Source organism: Streptomyces sp. NBC_01232, assembly GCF_035989885.1.
Classification (GTDB): domain Bacteria; phylum Actinomycetota; class Actinomycetes; order Streptomycetales; family Streptomycetaceae; genus Streptomyces.
In genome coordinates this window covers 7,499,088-7,518,997 of record NZ_CP108518.1, presented here as the reverse complement: position 1 = coordinate 7,518,997, position 19,910 = coordinate 7,499,088, and the positions used below count along the sequence as shown (strand labels likewise).

Sequence of the window (19,910 nt, the reverse complement as noted above, 5' to 3'; positions counted from 1 at the left end):
CCGCCTGCACCTGCCGCGATGCAACTGCGGGAGCCCGAGCCTGGGCCCGCTGCCACAACGGCGTCCGACCGTTCCCTCCCCCGTCAGGGGCAGGCTCCGGCCGGCTCGTCGTGGACGAGGGCGCAGACCATCTGTGCGCCGCGCCGGTGATCCGGGTACTTCGCGAGCAGCTCGGCCTTGAAGTCGTTCCACTGGCGCGTGATCTCGGCGGTGGCGCCGGCCGTCGCATGGTGGAAGTTGTCACCCGTCTTGGAGCGGGGCGATGCGGCGGTGTCCTTGTTCAGGGCACGGTTGTGGGTGACGCGCCCGTCACAGTCGGCGGGCTTGACCCCGGTGGAATCAATGTCGGTGTAGCAGCCGGTGGCGAGGTCCGCAGGGACACGCTCACGCGCGTCCCGGGTCCAGTCGGCGTCCTTCATGCCGCTGTAGCGGCGGATGTCGAGGAACGGTGCAACGTCCGTACGTTCCAGGCCGGGCGGGTTGTCGAGGCCGAACGGGCCGGGCGCGGGCCGGTCGCTCCAGTTGGAGTGCGCATAGAAGTCCTCGATCTGGTGCCATCCGCGGCCGAGCTGTTCGAGGACGGCGCACTTGGCCCGCCCGGGCTTCCCGTCCCACGTGCAGTGCGAGGACAGGTCGCTCTGGTCGGCCCGCACCTTGCCGTCGGCGTCGACGAGGCCGTCGGCAGCCTCGACCGCGTCGCGGAAGCGGGTGACGGAGGTACGGATACACGCGAGGAGCTCGGTGGTGGCCTCGTCCCGCGTGCGGGGGTAGTCGGAGGCGTAGCGGGGCGCAAGATGGTCGGCGTTGTCGCAGTGCAGGGGGCCGACATCGAAGTACGGGGGGTGGTCGTTGGCGTTGATCGCCCCGGCACGGGCATCGGCCATCTCGGTCAGTGTGACAGGCTCCCAGGGCAGTGCGACCCGGGTGATGTCCTCGTGATTGTCACCGGTGAAGGCGTGGGCGGGGCCGATCGGCACGATGGCCAGAACGGCCGTCAGGAGGGCCGCGAGAGCCGTACAGGACGTTCGGCGCAGGCCGGGCGGCATCGGGCGCCGACGGATCCCGGAGTTCTCCTGGCCGGCACCCGAACGGGAGCCGCTCGACGGGGATCCCGCTCCGACGCCGGACGCGGGGCCCCTCGCACGCCTCTCCGGCCGCGGGAGTACCACCATGCCTCCATGCTGCGCGTCCGCACCCAGCACCGCATTCGTTGTCTCTTTCATGGCCCTGAAATGCGGCTCCTGGCCTCCGGCTCCCGCCTGGCACATCAACGATCCTGAAGGCGCGTCCCTCCTAGTGCCCGACCGCCCCGCCATTCCACCCACTGCGGATCGGCCGGCTGACCGCCCCGGGAGGTAGACGTCGTTGCGGATCACGGGGCGCTTCCCACCGTGCGTGATCAGGGCACTACGAACTGGTCCATGTCTGGCGGCCGCTTGTGGAACGCGTCGGCCGCGAGCACGGCGTGGAGAACCCGGTGCAGATGACGGTCGCCGTCAGTGACGGGACGAGCGTGTGGGCCTTCCGCTACTCCAGCCAGGGCGCCTCACGATCGCTCTTCCACAGCAGCCGCGTGGACTCGCTGCGCAAGCTGCACCCCGAAATGACCTTCCTCCAAGAGGTGTCAGACGAGACCCGCCTGGTGGTGTCCGAACCTCTCGGCGATGTGCCAGGCGCCATGGGCCGGATGGGGTACTTCGGTAGCGCCAGTGAACGCGGTGCACTGCGGTGCTTCGGCGGCTCGGTAGCTTCGTGACCAGGTGTCTCGGGCATGGGTGCCCCTGCGCGGCCCAGGTGATCGCCCGTTGACGACAGCCCCGAAGCGAGGAGAGCGGCATGTCACGACCTGTCACTGTGGGAGTGGACGGCTCCGAGGGCAGTGTGGCGGCCTTGGACTGGGCCGCCGATGAGGCGGAGCTGCGTGGCACCGGCCTGCGACTGGTCTACGCCACTCGGTGGGCGCAGCACCAGTTGGGGGCTATGAGGGTGTCACACGAGGATCGCGCCGGTGATGCGGTGGGCGTACTCGCCTCCGCCGAGGAGCGTGTCCGGGACCGGAAGCCAGACCTCGCGGTGACCACCGATGAAATCGAGGACGCCCCCAACAGCGTGCTGTTGGCTGCCGCGGCGGAAGCGGATCTGCTGGTTGTGGGTTCACATGGTCTTGGTAGTGTCCGCGGTTTCATTGTGGGTTCCGTGGGCCAGGAAGTCGTCGCGGACTCGAAGCGTCCGGTGGTCCTCGTACGCCCTGAAAATGAGGAGAGCGGGGCTGGTGCCACCGAAGGCAGGGACCGCCGAAAAGTGGTCCTTGGGCTCGATGTGACCGAAGTGAGGGACGAGCTCATGGAGTTCGCCTTCGACTTCGCCCGGCGGCATGGGGTGATGTTGGAAATCGTGCACACGTGGCATGCCCCGTTCGCTCAACGCCACAAGGCGGCCGAGGACGCCGACATGGCGTCGGCGCTCTCAGACGCCGTACGCCCATTCCGTGACACGTTTCCGGCGGTGGAAGTGTCCGAGGTATCCACGCCGGGGCGGGCAGCCGAGCAGCTCGTCGAAGCCGTATCCGACGCGCGTCTGGTGGTCGTCGGTCGGCGCAGAGCGGCCAGGGGCTCCCACATCGGTTCGGTCGCTCACGCCCTCATTCACCACGCCTCCTGCCCCGTGGCGGTCGTACCCCACAGTTGAGGCCCCGGCGCTCGGCAAGACATCCGCGCCGCTGACGCAGCGGCGGCCACAGGAACGGTGCAGCATGCAGCAAGTGATCTCCGGCCGGACCTACACCGGAAGCCCTTCCGTCCGGATCAGGAAAGGGAACCGCCTGTGACCGACGACGAGATCCTTCTCGGACTCGCGCTGACGGTGGTGCTCGCCACCGGCTCGCAGATCCTGGCCAGCAAGCTGCGCGTCCCGGCGCTGATCATCCTGCTTCCCGTCGGTTTCGCCGCCGGCGCCGTGACTGACGTCGTCCGCCCGGACAGGCTCCTGGGGCCGGACTTCTCGAACCTGGTCTCACTGTCGGTCGCGGTGATCCTCTACGACGCCGGTCTGGGACTCGACCTGCGCAAGCTCGCCCACCACACACGGGGGATCGTGGGCAGACTGCTCCTGTACGGCGTGCTGCTCACCTTTTTCGTCACCGGGACCGTGGCACCCGCGATGTTCGGCATGCCTCTGCGGGTTGCCGCAATGCTCGGCATGATCCTCGTCGTCTCGGGGCCCACGGTCGTGGGGCCGATCCTCGACTTCGTGCGGCCGAGCGACAAGGTGCGGCGCATTCTGATCTGGGAAGGGACGCTGACCGACCCGATCGGCGCCATCCTCGGCGCCCTCACCTTCCACGCGGTCGCCTCGACGCACCGGATCGACATCGGCCGTGGCTACCAGCTGGGCCAGTTCGCCATCAGCCTCGCCTTCGGGCTGGTCGGTGGGGCGGTGGCCACCGCGCTGCTCTGGTTCGCTCTGCGCACCCTGCGACTCGGCGAGACCCTGGGCACGCTGGCTCAACTCGCCGTCGTGATCGGCGTATCCGCGGGCTGTGACGTCTTGCGGGACGACACGGGGCTCATCGCCGCGATCCTGGCGGGACTCGCCGCGGCCAACATCCGCGGCTTCGACATGCCCTCGCGCCGGCCCTTCTTCGAGACCCTGGTCCAGCTGATCATCGGACTGCTGTTCATCTCCATCTCGTCCACCGTCACCCCCGCGTCCGTCGTGCCGGTACTCCTTCCCGCGCTCGGCCTTATCGCGATCCTGGTCCTCGTGGTCCGCCCGCTCGTGGCCCTGGGTGCCGCAGCGCACACGGATCTCTCAAAGGGGGAGCGCGCCTTCGTCGGGTGGATGGACCCACGCGGCATCGTCGCGGCGGCGACGGCGTCGGCGTTCTCCTCCGGACTCGTCGAGCGCGGGGTGCCCGGGGCAGCGAAGATCCTTCCGGTCACCTTCCTGGTGATCGTGGGCACCGTTGTGCTGTACGCGCTGACGGCGGCGCCGATGGCCCGACGGCTGGGCGTCGTCACGGAGGAGGGCAGGCGTGTGCTCCTGGTGGGCGGCGAACCGTGGGTCGTCGACCTGGGAAGGGCTCTGCGGTCCGCCGGCCTCGACGTGCTGATGTGGGCGGGACTCGACGAGGAACGGGAACGGATCAAGGGGGCGGGCATGGACCTGGCCAAGGGCGAGCTGCTGGCCACAGCCATCAATCCTGGGGCGCGGGTGGAGGGGGTGACAGCCGTCTTCCTGGCCACTGACGACGACGACTTCAACGCGCTCGCGTCGATCGTGATGCAGGACACTGTCGAAGGGCTGGTCTACCGGGTCGGGCCACCGCACGACAGCCACGGCGTGGTGGCTCCGTACACCGGCGGCGACATCCTCTTCGGCCGCTCGCTGGTCCGGCACACCCTGGCGGAACGCTACGAGCGGGGGGCCCGGTTCATCGTGCAGCCGGCCACCGCCCCGCTCCCGCGAGAACACGACACCCTCTTCGTGGTGCGCGCCGACCACCGGCTGGACCCCGTGACGGAGAGGAAGCCGGCCACCCCGCAGGAGGGTGACACCGTCGTCCTCCTCGGTCCCGCACCGACGGCCGCCGGACAGTGAGGCCCCGTCCTGCGGATGGCCTTGGAGGGTTGGTGTCGGCGATGGCCGCTGCCGCTGGATGGCCGGCATACGGTTGTCGGCGAGCCGCACAGTCGCCTTACCCTGCCTGACCGGCAACGGGGCCTATTGCGGCACCCTCTACCGCCTGTCCCTCTGCGCGCCCTGGAGTATCGCGTCCAGGGTGATCGCCGCGTCGATCAGGGCCAGGTGCGTGAACGCCTGAGGAAAATTGCCCAGCTGCCGTCCCGTCAGGTCGATCTCCTCGGAGTACAGGCCCAGGTGGTTGGCGTAGGTGAGCATCTTCTCCAGCACCAGCCTGGCCATGTCGGTGCGGCCTGTCCGGGCCAGTGCGTCGACGTACATGAACGTGCACAGGGAGAACGTTCCCTCGGAGCCGCGTAGCCCGTCGGGTGACGCCTCGGGGTTGTAGCGGTAGACCAGGCTGTCGCTGACGAGTTCACGCTCCATCGCGTCCAGGGTGGACTTCCACATCGGATCGCCCGGAGTGATGAAGCCGACCGTCGGCATGCGCAGCAGCGACGAGTCGAGCACGTCGTCGCCGTAATGTTGCACGAACGCCTGCTTGTCCGGATCCCATCCCTTGCTGAGGACCTGCGTGTAGATCTCGTCCCTCGCGTCCCCCCAGCGGCCATGGGCCGCCGGACGGCCGTCGTCGGCGGCGATCCGCACGGCGCGGTCGAAGGCCACCCAGGACATCACACGGCCGTAGGTGAAGTCTTTTCGGCCGCCTCGGGTCTCCCACAACCCTTCCCCGGGCTGGTCCCAGTGGTCGACGAGCCAGTCGAGCAGTGTGTGCAGGGCCTTCCAGCCCCCGTTGTCGAGGTGCATGGCGTGCCTGTGCGCGAAGTAGATGCTGTCGAGCGCCTCACCGTAGATGTCCAGTTGCAGCTGGCTCGCCGCCCCGTTGCCGATGCGGACCGGGGCGGAGCCGCAGTACCCCTCCCAGTGTTCCAGGGTTTCTTCGACCAGGTCGGAGGAGCCGTCGACGCGGTACATGACGTTCAGCGGTCCGGAGCCGTTCCCCTGGCCGGCCTCCTGCTTCACCCGGTCGTGCAGCCAGCTGATGAACGCGGCCGCCTCTTCCTTGAAGCCCAGGCCCAGCAGGGCGTACACCGAGAACGACGCATCGCGGATCCAGGTGAACCGGTAGTCCCAGTTGCGTTCGCCACCCAGCTGCTCGGGCAGACCCGTCGTCGGGGCGGCGACGAGAGCACCGGTCGGCGCGTAGGTCATGAGCTTCAGCGTCACCGCCGAACGCTCCACCGCCTCGCGCCAACGGCCCGAGTAGGTGGACTGACCCAGCCAGGAACGCCAGAAGCCGACGGTCTCGTGGAAGAGCCGCTCGAACTCCTCCCCGCGGACCTCGTGCGGAGGCCCTCCGGGAGACGACTCCATGACCAGGCCGCGCTGCTGCCCCGCCCGCAGGCTCAGTGAGAATCGCAGGTCGTTCTCGTCGACCGAGAGGACGCTCAGCAGCCGCTCGTCCTGCGGCTCCCGGACGAGGTGGACGGCCAGGTCCATGTCCTTCGAGGTGAACAGGGCCCCGTGCTCGGAGAGGTGCAGCTCGTGCGGCTGACGGCCGTAGTCGAAGCGCGGCGCGATCTCCCCTTCGAACACCATGCTTCCGCGGACACAACGCATCATGCGGACGAGACGGTGCCGGCCGGTCGCGATCGTTCCGGTCACCGGCATGAAGTCGACGACCTCCCCCGCCCCGGCCTCGGTCATGAAGCGCGTCACCAGGACGGCGGTGTCGGGATGATAGAGCTGTTTGGTCGTGTACGTCTCCGCAGCCGGCCGCACGGTGGAGTGGCCGCCCTTGCGCCGGTCGAGGAGAGAGCCGAACACGCTCGGTGAATCGAACCGCGGACAGCAGAACCAGTCGATCGTCGCATCGGTCGTCACGAGCGCCGCGGTCTGCAGATCACCGATCAGACCGTGGTCTTCGATCAGGGGATAGTCGTTCATCACGGACCCCTTCCAGCCCGGTAGACCGCGCCCGGGGGCGGTGGCCTTCACTCCAAGGATGGGTGGACCGGACGGCACCCGATCAGACTAAGCCGACGGCGTCGGTCCGTCCTGGCGGGACAGTGGCGCGGGGACGACGGCAGCACTGCCACTGCGCGGGGCCGGGAATCGCCCTACCGTGGGTAGAGGCGATCCCTCCGAGGGAGCCGACCTTTCCGTCGTGCCTCACGAGCACCGACTCCTCCCGCGAAGGGGCGTGGCATGGGTGTCATGACGTCCTGGGCGGACAGGTTCAGGTTGCGGCAGTACGTCAAGGCCAGCCTGTGGATCGTGCCGACGCTCGGTCTCGTCCTCGGTGTCCTTCTCGCCGAAGTCGCGATTGCCGCCGATGGTGAGGACTGGCCGCCGAGCGGCTGGCGCTACTCCTCGACGACGGCGAGCGGCGTGCTCACCGCCATCGTGGGGGCGATGGTGGCGCTGCTCGGATTCGTCGTCACCATCGGCGTGCTCGTCGTGCAGCAGGCCACGGGCACCCTTTCGCCGCGCTACATGCGGCTCTGGTACCGGGACCGGTTGCAGAAGGCGGTTCTGGCGACCTTCACCGGGACGTTCGCGTTCGCCTTCTCCCTCCTGCGCAGCATCGAATCCGCATCGGTCCCCGACCTTGGCGTCACCCTGGCCGGCGCGGCCGTGGCCGTCAGCCTCGTGCTCCTGCTCGTCTATCTCAACCGGTTCACCCACAGTCTCCGACCCGTGGCCGTCGCGGAGCTGGTCATGAGCATGGGAGGGGCCGTGTTCACGAGCGGCGCGGCGGCGATCCGGGACGCCGCGCCGCGTGAAGAGGGAGCCGTGCCGTCCGACGGTCCGGTGATGCGCGTGCGTACCGTACGGGGAGGCGCCATTCAGGCGTTCAATGTGGCCGGGCTGGTTGCGGAGGCAGCGCGCCACGACTGCGTCTTCGTCGTGACCCGGCTGGTCGGAGACTTCGTACCACCCGGCGCCGTGCTCGTCGAGGTCCACGGAGGCGCGTCCAGACCTGACCCGGAACGGGTGACCCGTTTTGTCGCCCTCGGGGCCGAGCGCACCATCGAACAAGACCCCGCTTTCGCCTTGCGGGTCCTCGTCGACATCGCCATCAGGGCTCTTTCTCCGGCAGTGAACGACCCCACGACCGCAGTGCAGGTGATCAATTACGTTGAGTGGTTCCTGCACACGGTCGGAAAGGCGCGCCTACCCGGGCGTTACGTTCTGGCCGATCGCGCCGGGGACGCCCGGCTCGTACTCCCGGGCCGGGACTGGGAGGACTACCTCCAGCTCGCCGTCTGCGAGATCCGTGACTACGGACAGTCGTCCGTCCAGGTCTCCCGACGGATCCGCGCCATGCTCGACAGTCTCCTCGACATCCTGCCCCCGCAGCGGCACCCCTCGGTGCGCGCGGAGCTGAGCCTGCTGGAGGAATCGGTCGAACGGGAGTTCACCGACCCGGCCCGCCGGGCCATCGCCCAGCAGGCCGACTCACAGGGCATCGGCGGACAGCACTCCTCCTGACGCCCTGGGCCGGGCCCTGACCCGCCGAAGATGCTGAGCGGCGGGTTGGCGACGGTGCCGTTGGACGATCGCCCAAGCCGCCCTGGAGCTGTTCGATGAGGTGGCCACCTCGCTTCGGGTAAGCGCCACCTGAGCGCTCAGTGCTTGCCACTGCATCGGCCCCGACGCATTCGTCAAGACCGCGGTCAAGCGCGCCGGCACGCGGCCCACAACCCTCGCCCCATCTTCGGCGAGCTGGTCATGCACGGATGTTCAATGCCGGGAAGCGCCAGACTCGTCCAGTTGCAGCTGGGGACGGCCGGTGACGATCAGCCAGGCAAACAGAGAAGCCATGCAGAGCATGGGAAGTAGCACGGGTTGGGGGGTGAGGACGGCGGCGGTGAAGAGGCTCAACCAGCCCTGCCTGGTGGTCGCGAGCAGCACGCCGAGCACACCTGCGGAGACGGCGACAGCCGGGGGGATCTCCGGCACGAGCGCTTGGGCAACCATGCCGAAGGCTACGCCGACGAACACGGCGGGGAAGATCCGGCCGCCCCGGAAACCGCACGAAGCGGCGATCACGAGGGCGACGAGCTTGATCACGGTCATCTTCGCCAGATCGCCGGAGGACCAGCCGCCGATGTTCGAAGTGAGGTCCTTGATCTGCTCCAGGCCCTTGAAGAGCGTCAGAGGCCCGCCGAGCGCGCCGAGCACGCCGAGGAGCAGGCCGCCGAGGGGCAGCATCAGCATCGGGTGCCGCAGCCGCCGGAAGGCGCCGTGAATGTAGGGAAAGGCGTAGCAGGAGAAGAGGCCGAACAGGGCCGCGGCGGCGGCCACGACCATCGCGGCGAGCAGATCGTCCAACCCGGGGTCGGTCACCTGAGGCAGCGACAGGTCGAACGTGAAGTCCGTGAGCAGCGAGGTGGTCATCGCCCCGGCCCCGGCAGCAATCAGCGGGGCGAAGAGCCGGTCCCACAGCGAGCCCCGGTCGGTCGGCCGGTGGGTGAGGGCTTCGGAGACGACCAGGGCCGAGGCCACCGGGGTTCCGAAGAGGGCGCCGATGGTGGCGGAGGTGGCGAGCATGACCCATAGCGCACCGGGCGCGGTGGGGGCCACCTTGCGGCCGAGCCAGTAGGCGAGCGCGACGTTCGCCGCGATGATGGGGTTCTCCGGGCCGAGGCTGACACCGCCGGCCAGCGCGAGCGTGCTCGCCACCAGCAGACCCGGCACGATCGCCGGAGCAAGAGGGGGATCTTCCAGCCCGGTGGAGGCCGAATCGGGGCCCGCATGTCCCGGAACCTTCCACACGACAAGGCCCACCGCGACACCGGTCACGGTCAGCACGACGATCATCCAGAGAGAGGAGTAGCCGCCGATGCCCAGCGCGTCCGGAAGGGCGTCCCACACCACGTGCTTGAGCTGATCGGAGAGCTCGCTGATTCCGATGTAGAGCAAGCTCGCCGCCACGCCGATCACGAGCGCGGGAAGAATCTGCGGCAGCAGGACTCGGAGCGGGCTCTCGGGGACGCCGGGCGGTGACGCGGGTGACGGGGTATCAGTGGCCACCGGAACAGCATATGCACCAAAATGCCCACACCAGCCCGAGCCGGGCGTTTCGCACTCCCTTTTAACGAGCAATCACCACCGCCACGCCGAAGGCCCAGACGGGCGACCGATGCTTCGGTGGATGCAGGCCACCCACGACGGAGAACAGCCGTACAAGCGGCGGCAGTCACCGCGCTGGTGACCGCCCGTCGCCGTTTCCTGTCTGGGGAGAGGGTGGTCTCAGTCCGCGACCGCTGCCCGGTCGAGCGGGGCCACTTGCCGCCCGGTGAGCGCGGATCGCGCCACCACCGGGAACGCGGTGATGAACAGCACCGTGGAGGAGAACCCTGTGGCACGCGCCAGCCCATCCCGGACAGTGCCTGGGTCACGCCCACGGCGGCGAGAACGCCGATGGGCAGCCGATCGACAGGTAGACGGCGGCCCGGCCGCGCAGCCTGACCGGGAGCAGTTCGAGGAAGTAGGGGAAGGTGACGGTGCAGATGCCGGCCAGGGCCATCCCCGAGAGCACCCGGGTGACCATCAGCGTGGTGAAGTTCGGCGAGAAGGCGCCGGCCAGGGCTATTGCGCCGTACGAACCGAGGCTCCACAGGCACACGGCCCGGCGGCCGATCCGGGTCGGCGACCGGCCCCCAGACGAGCGCGCCGGGGATCATGCCGAGGGCCACGGCCGACAGAACCCACCCGATCCGTCCGGCGTCGAGGGTGAAGGCGTCGCCGAGGTCCGCGGAGACGTAGACGAGGGCAAGCTGCTCCCACGACTCGATGACGAAGGCCATGAACAGCGCGAAGGCGATCAACACGTGGGCCCTCCCGAACGGCATGCGTTCGAAGTAGGCACCCACGGGCTGCGGACCGCCGGCCCCGTCCGTGACTCCGGCGGTTCCGGTCCGTACTGAGACTGCGCTCATCGGCTGCCCTCCTGGCACTGGTACCGACACGCACACCATCGGGTTCGGTGTGAATGCGAGGCACCATGAACAGGCCTCTGCGGCCGGAACCGTGCTGAGATCACAGCCAACCCGGCGGTGAGTGTGCCCGGCGCACAGACGACCGCCGCCGTCGCCGGCCGGTCACGCTTGCGGAGGCTCCGCCCAGCCGTTTCGGACCGCGTAGGCGCCGAGCTGCATCCGGCTGTGGACTCCGGCCATGTCCATGAGGTGACGCAGGCGCCGGTGCAGCGTGCGCGGCGACAGACCGAGTTGTGCGGCCGCAGTCAGGTCCGTCAGGCCGGCCAGGAGCAGCCCGAGGATCCTGCGGTCGAGCTCGGTCGGACCGTGCGGACCGACCTCGATGGTGGCTTCGGCCTCTCCGCCGGTGGCCGACAGCGCGAGCGGGTGGGCGGTGCGCCATACCGTCTCGAACAGGGCGTCCAGCGCGTCCAGCAGGCCGCTGCGGTGCAGCAGCACGGCGCCGGGCTCCCCGTCCGGTGTGACCGCGAGGGGGACGAGGCCGAGGTCGGCATCGGCCAGTACGAGTTTCATCGGCAGCTCGTCGGCGACACGCAGTTGCACGCCCTTGCCCAGTGAATCGATCGCGTCGTCGATGATGCCCGGCTCTGCCAGGACGGCCCGGTCCAGTACCGCCCGGAACCGCACGCCGCGGCCGATGGCCATGGGCTCGGCCGTGTTCTCGTCGGGCGGCAGGGCGACGAACGGTGCGGTGATGAAGGACCGGACCTGCGTACGGGCTGCCTGCTGCACCTGGAGGAAGCGATGACGGATGGCGTCGACGCCCGTGACGATCTCGATCAGATCGTTGATGCTGCTCCCGGTCATCGCCGCCCGGTGCTCCTCGGCGAAGGTCACCAAGGCGTGCTCGGCCATACGCAGCCCGTCCCGGCGTTGGCTGATGAGAGCGCCGAGCGCCATGGCCGGCGGCGCGGCGGTGAACCGGTCGTCCGCCGACCTCGTCACCAGCCCCCACTCGACCAGACGGGACAAGGCCTTGTCGATGTGGGCGTGCGGGAGGGCGATCTCGTCGCTCAGCAGGAGCGCGGTGGAGTTCGGCCGTCCGAGCAGCGCCCGGTAGACACGCTCGTCATCGGGTTCGAGGCCCAGAACATCCAGCATCGGCGACCGACTCTCTTCCGCTTGCCGCAGCGGGGAGAGTATCCGCCATGGCGGCAGACCCTGAATAGTCCCTGGTGGGAACAGGTGCGAGGGGAAGGGCCCCGGGGAGTCGCCGCCCCGGGGCCCGACAGTGCGGTTCATCGCAGGCCGTACGCCCGGATGATCTCGTTCTTGACGCTGAAGCCGCTGTCCGTCTCGGCGCTCGCGCGGACCGAGATGAAGCCGCCGGGCTTCTTGGCCGTCAGGAACGAACCTGTCCAGCGGCCGTGGGCGCCCTTGGTCAGGGTCACCTTCTGCCAGGTCGCCCCATCGTCGTACGAGACGTCCAGCTTCACCGACTTGACGGTGCCCGGCACGGTGCCGAGGCCCATCGACACCGGCTTGAGCGCGATCTCCTGAGTCGCGTTGGCCTTGACGTCGCCGTGCAGGTCCGACTCCAGCGCGTAATCCAGGTTCAGCACCGGGAACGGTTCGAAGAACTCCGAGTCGACGGTGTCGGACATGAACGTCCACTCGGTGTGGGTGCGCGTCGACAGGCGGAAGAGGTCACCGGGCCGCTCGGCGTCGAGGACGGCGCGGTAGGGCAGGTTGCCCGCCGGGACCTCCACCCACTGCATGTCCGTGCTGTGCGGGTTGTCGTGGATCAGCCTGTCGCCCTGGAAGACCTGCAGATGGGTCGGCGTCTCGCCCCACTGCAGGAAGCCGCCCAGCCGCATGGTGTCGCTGGAGGAGGCCCACGCCTGCACGTTCCAGGTCATGTGGTTCTGCCAGCGGGAGTTGTACACGCCGAAGGCCTCGCTCTGGGCGGGCCTGGTCGCCGGAGCGAACCAGTCCAGCCGGGTGGTGCTGCCCTGGGCGTACGTGTTGTCGCCCGACACCATCACCCACGGCAGGGCCGTGTCGACGCCCTGCGCGTGGAACTCCCTCCAGACCTGGCCCGGGGTCACCCACTCGGTGCGGGTGCCCGGGTGCCACTCGCGCTCGGGGAAGTTGACCGACGGGCTGAGGGTGAAGTCGGACCGGTAACCTTCCGCCGACCGGCCGTCCGTGGCCGAGTAGTAGCGGGCGTCGATGCGGGCGAGGTCGTCCTTGGTCGGCTTGTAGACCAGGGCCCGGTCCGGAACCCGGCCGGGGTACTCGCGGGTGAGGTCGTAGACGAACGGCGTGTACTCGGTCTGCTCTGCCGTCAGCTTGTGGCTGCCGGACTTGGCCATCGCGACAAGGGCCTTGCCCGCCTCGCGGTGCACGGTGGCGACGGGGATGGCCGATTCGCCGACGTACTCCATCAGCCCACCGACACCGTCGTTGACCACGATCAGCGCCTTCGCACCGGCCGCGACCGCGGCCTCGGTGCGCTCCTGGGGCGAGACCCCGTCGCTGCGGTCGATGACGACGACCTTGCCCTTGGCCTTGACCTTCTTGTACGCAGCCGCCGCGCCGTTGCCCGCGTAGACGGTGTCCAGCGTGTCCCGAGTGGTGCCCATGGCGCTGCCTGCCTGCACCAGTGCCTCGAATCGGAGCCGGCCACCCGGCGTGCTCAGGCTGAGCTGCGGCTCGCCCTTGCGCCAGCGGGTGGTCAGCATGAATTCGCCCTGCTTCATCGGCTCCGTCGGTGCGACGTAGACGTCGTCGTACGTCAGCGGCAGCACGTACGCGCTGCGGTAGTCCGTGAACGGGTCGAGGCCCTTGTAGTGGACGTTGAAGTCGACCTTGCGCTGTCGGTCCTCGGTGCGCTGCGGCGCCTCGGTCTGCAGCAGGCGCGCCTTGCTCGCGTCCAGCACCACCTCCGCGGATCTGTCCTTGAGTACGGTCTCCGGGTCGACCAGCACGGCCAGACCCGAGCGGTCGGCCTTCTCGCCGGCCACGTCGAGGTATCCCGCCGCGGTGTACGTGCCGGGTGCCATGCGCATGGTGGTCGAGCCGTCGACGTAGAGCGACCAGGGCCAGAAGTCGCCGGCCAGGTTGACCGTGACCCAGCCGGCGGCGGGCTTGCCGTCCCGGCCGACCAGCTTGATGTTCAGGTCGTAGCGCTCGTCTTCCTTGAGCAGCGCCACGGATGTGCGGGTCACCGGCTGCCCGGTGGCGGCGTCGGTGGCCGTCACGTGGCCTACGTGCCGGCCGGCGGCCGCGGCTTTCGGGTCACCGGTCACCGGGACGGCGGCAGTGCCGCGCGCCGGGACGGTCACCCTCGTGGCTCCCAGCGTGAACGGTCCACCGCCGGTCTGCGCCAGGTTCAGGGTGACGTCGGCGGAACCGGTGTTGGTGAAGGTCAGGTCCTTGGTGACGGCGGCGTCGCTCGGCCCGTGCGGCCATGTGTAGCTTCCGAAGAAGAGCGATCCGGTGCCGCGGACCGTGGTGCGCACGGCGGCTGCCACGTCGAGACGACCGGTCCCGACCTCGTACGGCGAGTACCCGCCGTCCAGGCCCTTCGCGGTGCTCATCAGGTGTTCCTTGAGCTGCGCGCCGGTCCAGTCCGGGTGCTGCTGAGCCAGGATCGCCGCCGCGCCGACCACGTGCGGGGTGGCCATCGAGGTGCCGCTGAGGGTGCGGTACGGGCCCTCGCCACCACCGGTCATCTCCTGTGAACGGGCCGCGGTGATGTCCACGCCGGGCGCCGCGATGTCCGGCTTCATACCGCCGGAGTGGGCCAGGGGTCCGGTGCTGGAGAAGGACGCGAGCCGGTCCTGCTTGTCCGTGGCGGCCACGGTCAGCGCCGAGGCGGCCGCACCCGGGGCGGAGATGCTCTCCGGACCGGAGTTGCCGGCGGCTATGACGAACAGCGTGCCGTACTGCGCGGACAGCGCGTCGACCGTCTGCGACATGGGGTCACTGCCGTCCGTCGGGTAGGAGTCGCCGAGGCTCATGTTGACGACGTCCGCACCGGACTCGGCGGCCCACTGCATGCCGGCCATGACCCAGGAGTCCTGGCCGGAGCCCTCCGCACCGCCGAGGACCTTGCCGACGAACAGGTCGGCGCCGGGAGCGACGCCCTTGTTGGCGCCCCCGGAGGCGGCGCCCGAACCGACGATCGTGCCGGCAACGTGCGTGCCGTGCCCGTTGACGTCGGTGACGGCCTCACCCGGCACGAAGCTCGCCGTGCCGTCGATCAGGCCGGCGAAGTCGCGGTGGTTGACGTCGATGCCGGTGTCGAGCACCGCGACCTTGACGCCCTTGCCGTCGTACCCGGCCGCCCAGGCCTCGGGCGCCCCGATCAGCGGCACGCTCTCTTTCAGACTGGCCTTCACCCGGCCATCGAGCCACAACTTCGCCACGCCCTCGCCCAGCGAGGGGCTGCCCTGCGACGCGACGGTGGTCCAGAAGGTGCGGGCCTGCCGCTTCTCGGTGCTGAGCGCGGCACCGCCGATGCCCTTGAGCTCGCGGGTCACCTTGCTGCCGCGGGGGGCCGTCGGCTCCCCGGCGGCGCGGGACTTCGACTGGGTGTAGGTCGCGATCAGCGGTACCGAGGCCGACTTCGCGTCGTCGTAGCCCATCTCGATCAGATCGGTGACGTTGAACAGTCGCCGGTCCAACTTGTCGGCTCCCAGCAGTGGCCCCGCCTCGTCCGGGATGACGAACAGGTCTCCCTTGACCTGCTGGATCTTCACGCCGCCGACGGCGCTGTCGGGCCGGTCGACTTCGGCGGTCTGCTTGCCGTCGGCCATCGTGGTGACCGTGACGACGTCGCCGGTGACCAGGGTGACCTTGTGGGTCGCCGAGGACTGGGCAGGAACGGTGGGCTTGCTCGGAGCGGCTTGTGCGGGCGCTTGCAGGACCGCAAGCCCCGACGCCAGCAGCGGCAGCGCGGTGGCGGCCGAGAGCAACTGCCAGCGCCTGCGCCGGAAGGCGGAAGCATGAGAGGGGGAGGACATGCCAAGGGTCTATCGACCCGAGAGTGGCGACGTGAAGGCATCATGACGGCAAGTCCTCGCCATGGCAGATGCTTGTCAACGGTGAACCGCGCGATAGCGGGTGGAAAGACGCCATACGACGCGGGGATTGGCGACCCTATTCCGTCTCGGCGCGGTTTGCCGTCAGTTGACGTGGGGTGGCCTCATCCGGCGGGGGTGGCGGTCGGCGGCGAGCCGTTGCGGCCACGGGACGACTTGGAGCACCTCGTCGTCGCCGCCTGCGTACGCGGTGTCAGGGTGACGGCCACGTAGAGCCCGCTGCCGACAGCCGGTCCGCTGCCTGCACCGGGCACGCCGCCGGATCGTGTTCCCGACGCGGAAGAGCGCCAATCGGACGCGCCGCCTTGCAAACGTCCACCCGCATGCGCTGCGCCTGGTCCGACCCCCCGGCCCAGTGCGCCGTGCACAACCGTGTCCACCGGCGCACGCCTAGCATTCCTGCCATCCAGATCGCGCCAGCGGCAATGCTGTAACGGCCTCGCAGGGAGATCACGAGGGCGTCGAGGCCACGATGCCGAGGGGCGCCTCGCGCATGGCCCGGCCGACCGGCGCATTCGGCCCTGTCTTAGGGCGAAGCCCCCAGCGATAGCTGTCCTGTGCGGCGTCGACGCGGCAGAAGGGAATATCCACCACATGAACCTCGCAAGTGAAAATATCCGAATTCCGCGGATTGGCAGCGGCCCCACACACCTGGAGTACAGCAGCTACGAGGCCCTGATGGGCGCGGTCCAGGCGGGATTGGACGCACTGCTGGTCTCGCCTGGAGCGGATCTTCGCTATCTGACCGGCTGTGCCGCGCATCCGCTGGAACGGCTCACCTGCCTGGTGGTCCCGGCACGCAGCGAGCCGTTCTTGGTGGTCCCGCTGCTGGAGAAGCCGCTGGCCGAGACCTCGCCGGCCGTCAAGCTCGGAATCGAGATCGTCGGCTGGGCGGAGACCGAGGACCCGTATGCGCTGATCTCTGGGCGCCTGGGTCACAGCCTGCGAAGCGTCGCCCTGGACAAGCAGATGTGGGCTGAGAAGGTGCTCGCCTTCCGGGGGCGCTGCCGGGCGGGGCTGAACTCACCCTCGCCGGAGGAGTGCTGGGCGAACTGCGCATGCGAAAGTCCCCGGCCGAGGTGGAGGCTCTTCGAAAGGCGGGGGCGGCGATCGACAAGGTCCACTCCTCGATGGGCGAGTGGCTGCGGGTGGGACGCACCGAGCGTGAGGTCGCGCGGGACATTGCGGACGAGATCCTCGCGGAGCACGCAACCGTTGACTTCGTGATCGTGGCCTCGGGGCCCAACGGCGCCAGCCCGCACCATGAGACCTCTGACCGGGTGATCGGGGCGGGCGAGCCGGTGGTCGTCGACATCGGTGGGACCACGGAGGACGGCTACTGCTCGGACTCCACTCGCAACTCCTGCGTGGACGGGGAGCCGGACATCGTCGCGGGGTCGGCACAAGTTCTGAAGCCGGGCATGACGTTCTCGATCGAGCCTGGGATTTACTTGCCAGGACGGTACGGTGCAAGGATCGAGGACATCGTGGTGTGCAGCGAAGTCATCGGCGCAGAGCGGCTCAACAGGACGCCCCGGGAACTCACCCTGCTGGGATGAAGCGCCTGCCCAAGAGAGACTGCATCCTGCGCCACGATGACGTGAGGTCGCGCCGCCTTGGGCGAGCACACCCGCCTGGGGCACATGGGGGTCCACTCCCAGGGCGGCCCGACAGCCCGAGCGACTGCGGTCTCCCGGGCGGCGCAATTCCTCGCCAGGCGGGCACTTCATCAGGTGTAGGTACGTTGCATGCACCGCAGGGCGGCCTGCGGGCGGGTGCGCCGCTGCCGGGTCCGTCCCCTGCGGTGGGGTTTCAGAGGGAGGCGGTGGGGAGGTGGACGGTAAGGCGGGCGGACACGGCCGTCGTCGGTGGTACCGACGGTGGCCGTACAACCGAACCGGGCCCACGTCTCGATCGCGATGCCCGTGATGGCGGCGGGCGCGCGCCCGGCCCGTGTGTAGCGGTGTCGCTGACCGCGCCGGCCGCGCGGTGTGTCCTTCGACCTCGGCAGGCTCCGGCGCTGTTGAATCGAGGCATGACCAAGCGCGACGACTCGGCTCTGTTCGGCAACCGATTCCTGACAGTGCCCGCTCCCTCGGAGACCTTCCCGGAGGAAGGCATGACCGCGACGGACGCGATGCGGCTCGTGGACGTGGACCTCGCCATGGAGGGAGACCCGCAGCGCAACCTCGCCACGTTCGTCACCACGTGGATGGAACCGGAGGCGCAACGGCTGATCGCCGAGAACCTTCACCGCAACTTCATCGACCATGCGGAATATCCCATCTCCGCCGAGATCGAGCAGCGCTGCGTGCGCATGCTCGCGGACCTCTTCCACGCACCGGGCAGGACGACCGGATGCCGGACCCAGGGCTCGTCCGAGGCGATCATGCTCGGCGCGCTGTCGTTGAAGTGGAAGTGGCGCGAGCGCCGCCAGGCAGCCGGCCTTTCGACCGACCGGCCCAACCTGGTTTTCGGGGGTGACGTCCACGTCGTGTGGGATAAGTTCTGCCGCTACTTCGACGTCGAGCCGCGGATCGTGCCGCTCGCCGAGGACAAGTACACGATCGGCCCGGAGGACGTGGAGCCCCGCCTCGACGAGAACACGATCGGCGTCGTCGCCGTCCTCGGCACCACGTTCACCGGCCACAAGGACGACGTCGTCGGGATCGACAAGCTCCTGCGAGAGGTTCGCAAGAAGCGGGACCTCGACATTCCGATCCATGTCGACGGCGCCAGCGGCGGATTCGTCTGGCCCTTCCTCTACCCGGACTCGAAATGGGACTTCCAGCTGGAGCAGGTCCGTTCGATCAACGTCTCGGGACACAAGTACGGACTGGTCTACCCCGGCATCGGATGGCTGGTCTTCCGCGAAGAGGCCGACCTCGCCAAGGACCTCGTCTTCTACGAGAACTACCTGGGCAAGACCGACGCGACGTTCACGCTGAACTTCTCCACCGGTGCGTCGATGGTGCTCGCGCAGTACTACAACTTCGTGCGGCTCGGCCGCCAGGGCTACACCTACGTCATGAAGGCGATGCAGGAGAACGCCCGCGCGCTGGCGGACAACCTGCGCGACAGCGGCCGCTTCGAAGTGATCGGGAGCGACCTCGAGCAGCTGCCGCTGGTCGCTTTCCGGCTCGCAGGCAAGCACGCGTACGACGAGTCCGACATCGCCTGGCAGCTCTCGGCCGAGCGGGGCTGGATGGTGCCGGCCTACACCCTCCCGCCCAACGCGGAACGGGTGAAGATCCTGCGCGCCCTGGTCAAGGAGACCCTGAGCCGCGAACAGGTCGACCGCCTGACCCAGGACATCGCCGACGCATGCCGCACGCTGGACGACAAGGGAGCGGCCCACAGCATCGAGCGGGCCCAGGTCAAGCGCGGCACCGGCTACTGACGCACCGTGACGGAGTGCTCTTCCGAGTGACCGGCAATCGGCGACCCCGTGCCGTTGCCCGTCCTGCGTGTTCAGGAGCAGGAGCGAGGCCTTGGAGCGGGTGGTCCCGAGTACCGTGGCCACCGCTTCGGCGGACACGCCGTCATCGGCGGAGTCCCCTTGCCCTGACCTCGCCTCGTCCAGACCAAACGGATCACCACAGTCCCGCCCACCACGGACGGACTGCCCGGTGATGAGGACGCAGATCGCCGATGGGACTGCACATGCGTCTCGGCGGTAGCCACTGCCATCACCACGAGGTCTTCTGCTGCTTGACCCAGGACTCGCCCTCGGACACCTTGAACTGGATCTTGGCGTTACGGCCGACCCCAAAACGAGATGCGGCAGCTCGCTCCGCTGTTCGGGATCTCCCCGGCTACTGTCTGCCGGGTCATCCAGCGCCTGCTGGCGCTGGAACCGGCGCCGCGGCCCGTCGCGGTCGAGGCGGGAGCTGACCTGGAGGGCCTGTGCTGCGGCTCGGGTGTAGTCCGCCGCTCCGTCCCTGAGGTACGCGCGGATGCTGCTGCAGAAGGCCCTCAGCTCGTCGGTCGGCTTTGCGTGCCATCCCTCATTGAAAACCTTCACGTTCGGCAACACCGGCGCGACCTCGGTCCCCATGGCACTCCACGTGGCACGGGAGCAAGGCCGCCTCCACACGGAGAGCACCGTTCTGCACGCCGCTGTCGGCGCCGGAATGAGCTGGGCCGGAACCGTGCAACGCTGGTTGTGATACGTCCCAAGGCGGAACAGAAGCCCGCCCGCGGACAGGCCGAC

The 19,910-nt window shown here is 69.0% G+C and carries 11 protein-coding genes and 3 pseudogenes; 8 read left to right on the top strand and 6 right to left on the bottom strand.

Annotation, left to right across the window (positions count from 1 at the left end):
- Window positions 1-83: 83 nt before the first annotated feature.
- Complete coding sequence (locus OG444_RS34620) at window positions 84-1,172, bottom strand: hypothetical protein (RefSeq protein WP_327265818.1); 1,089 nt, start codon at window positions 1,170-1,172, stop codon at window positions 84-86.
- Window positions 1,173-1,435: 263 nt separating this feature from the next.
- Here OG444_RS34620 and OG444_RS34615 point away from each other — a divergent pair.
- The 3 genes and pseudogenes from OG444_RS34615 to OG444_RS34605 form a co-directional block, all read left to right on the top strand.
- Window positions 1,436-1,678 (top strand): annotated as a pseudogene (locus tag OG444_RS34615) (class II glutamine amidotransferase); the annotation flags it as partial.
- A gap of 158 nt (window positions 1,679-1,836) precedes the next feature.
- Window positions 1,837-2,688 carry a universal stress protein gene (locus OG444_RS34610; protein ID WP_327265817.1) on the top strand — a complete coding sequence of 284 codons (852 nt, stop codon included), beginning with the start codon at window positions 1,837-1,839 and terminating at the stop codon, window positions 2,686-2,688.
- 135 nt (window positions 2,689-2,823) lie between these two features.
- Entirely contained in the window at window positions 2,824-4,599 is a 1,776-nt protein-coding gene (locus tag OG444_RS34605; RefSeq protein ID WP_327265816.1) for a cation:proton antiporter, read from the top strand.
- A 138-nt stretch (window positions 4,600-4,737) separates the two neighbouring features.
- On the opposite strand, the gene OG444_RS34600 is transcribed toward OG444_RS34605, so the two are convergent.
- Window positions 4,738-6,588, bottom strand: a complete 1,851-nt coding sequence (locus tag OG444_RS34600; RefSeq protein ID WP_327265815.1) for a glycoside hydrolase family 15 protein — start codon at window positions 6,586-6,588, stop codon at window positions 4,738-4,740.
- 261 nt (window positions 6,589-6,849) lie between these two features.
- Here OG444_RS34600 and OG444_RS34595 point away from each other — a divergent pair, with 261 nt between their 5' ends.
- Entirely contained in the window at window positions 6,850-8,136 is a 1,287-nt protein-coding gene (locus OG444_RS34595; RefSeq protein WP_327265814.1) for a DUF2254 domain-containing protein, read from the top strand.
- A gap of 252 nt (window positions 8,137-8,388) precedes the next feature.
- Here OG444_RS34595 and OG444_RS34590 read toward each other — a convergent pair whose 3' ends face one another.
- The 4 genes from OG444_RS34590 to OG444_RS34575 all read right to left on the bottom strand — a co-directional run bounded on the left by OG444_RS34590 (window position 8,389) and on the right by OG444_RS34575 (window position 15,619).
- Complete coding sequence (locus OG444_RS34590) at window positions 8,389-9,681, bottom strand: ion channel protein (RefSeq protein WP_327265813.1); 1,293 nt, start codon at window positions 9,679-9,681, stop codon at window positions 8,389-8,391.
- Between the two features lie 364 nt (window positions 9,682-10,045).
- Complete coding sequence (locus OG444_RS34585; RefSeq protein WP_327265812.1) at window positions 10,046-10,276, bottom strand: hypothetical protein; 231 nt, start codon at window positions 10,274-10,276, stop codon at window positions 10,046-10,048.
- A gap of 475 nt (window positions 10,277-10,751) precedes the next feature.
- Window positions 10,752-11,750: a helix-turn-helix domain-containing protein gene (locus OG444_RS34580; protein WP_327265811.1), complete on the bottom strand. Its 999-nt coding sequence runs from the start codon at window positions 11,748-11,750 to the stop codon at window positions 10,752-10,754.
- A 137-nt stretch (window positions 11,751-11,887) separates the two neighbouring features.
- Window positions 11,888-15,619 carry a S8 family peptidase gene (locus tag OG444_RS34575; RefSeq protein ID WP_327265810.1) on the bottom strand — a complete coding sequence of 1,244 codons (3,732 nt, stop codon included), beginning with the start codon at window positions 15,617-15,619 and terminating at the stop codon, window positions 11,888-11,890.
- Between the two features lie 756 nt (window positions 15,620-16,375).
- Between OG444_RS34575 and OG444_RS34570 the strand changes: the two are divergent.
- From OG444_RS34570 to OG444_RS34550, 4 genes and pseudogenes are all read left to right on the top strand, one after another.
- Window positions 16,376-17,256: pseudogene (locus tag OG444_RS34570) on the top strand (M24 family metallopeptidase).
- 476 nt (window positions 17,257-17,732) lie between these two features.
- Entirely contained in the window at window positions 17,733-19,097 is a 1,365-nt protein-coding gene (locus tag OG444_RS34560) for a glutamate decarboxylase (protein WP_327265809.1), read from the top strand.
- A 372-nt stretch (window positions 19,098-19,469) separates the two neighbouring features.
- Window positions 19,470-19,574, top strand: a pseudogene (locus OG444_RS34555) (IS5/IS1182 family transposase); the annotation flags it as partial.
- Between the two features lie 79 nt (window positions 19,575-19,653).
- On the top strand, window positions 19,654-19,866 hold the full coding sequence (locus OG444_RS34550) for a 3-oxoacyl-[acyl-carrier-protein] synthase III C-terminal domain-containing protein (RefSeq protein ID WP_327265808.1): 213 nt from the start codon (window positions 19,654-19,656) through the stop codon (window positions 19,864-19,866).
- The last annotated feature ends 44 nt before the right edge of the window (window positions 19,867-19,910 follow it).

Coding starts and splice junctions, on each gene's coding strand:
- OG444_RS34620 (WP_327265818.1), bottom strand. CDS start 1,172: ATGGTGGTACTCCCGCGGCCGGAGAGGCGTGCGAGGGGCCCCGCGTCC.
- OG444_RS34610 (WP_327265817.1), top strand. CDS start 1,837: ATGTCACGACCTGTCACTGTGGGAGTGGACGGCTCCGAGGGCAGTGTG.
- OG444_RS34600 (WP_327265815.1), bottom strand. CDS start 6,588: ATGAACGACTATCCCCTGATCGAAGACCACGGTCTGATCGGTGATCTG.
- OG444_RS34595 (WP_327265814.1), top strand. CDS start 6,850: ATGGGTGTCATGACGTCCTGGGCGGACAGGTTCAGGTTGCGGCAGTAC.
- OG444_RS34580 (WP_327265811.1), bottom strand. CDS start 11,750: ATGCTGGATGTTCTGGGCCTCGAACCCGATGACGAGCGTGTCTACCGG.
- OG444_RS34575 (WP_327265810.1), bottom strand. CDS start 15,619: ATGTCCTCCCCCTCTCATGCTTCCGCCTTCCGGCGCAGGCGCTGGCAG.
- OG444_RS34560 (WP_327265809.1), top strand. CDS start 17,733: ATGACCAAGCGCGACGACTCGGCTCTGTTCGGCAACCGATTCCTGACA.
- OG444_RS34550 (WP_327265808.1), top strand. CDS start 19,654: ATGCTGCTGCAGAAGGCCCTCAGCTCGTCGGTCGGCTTTGCGTGCCAT.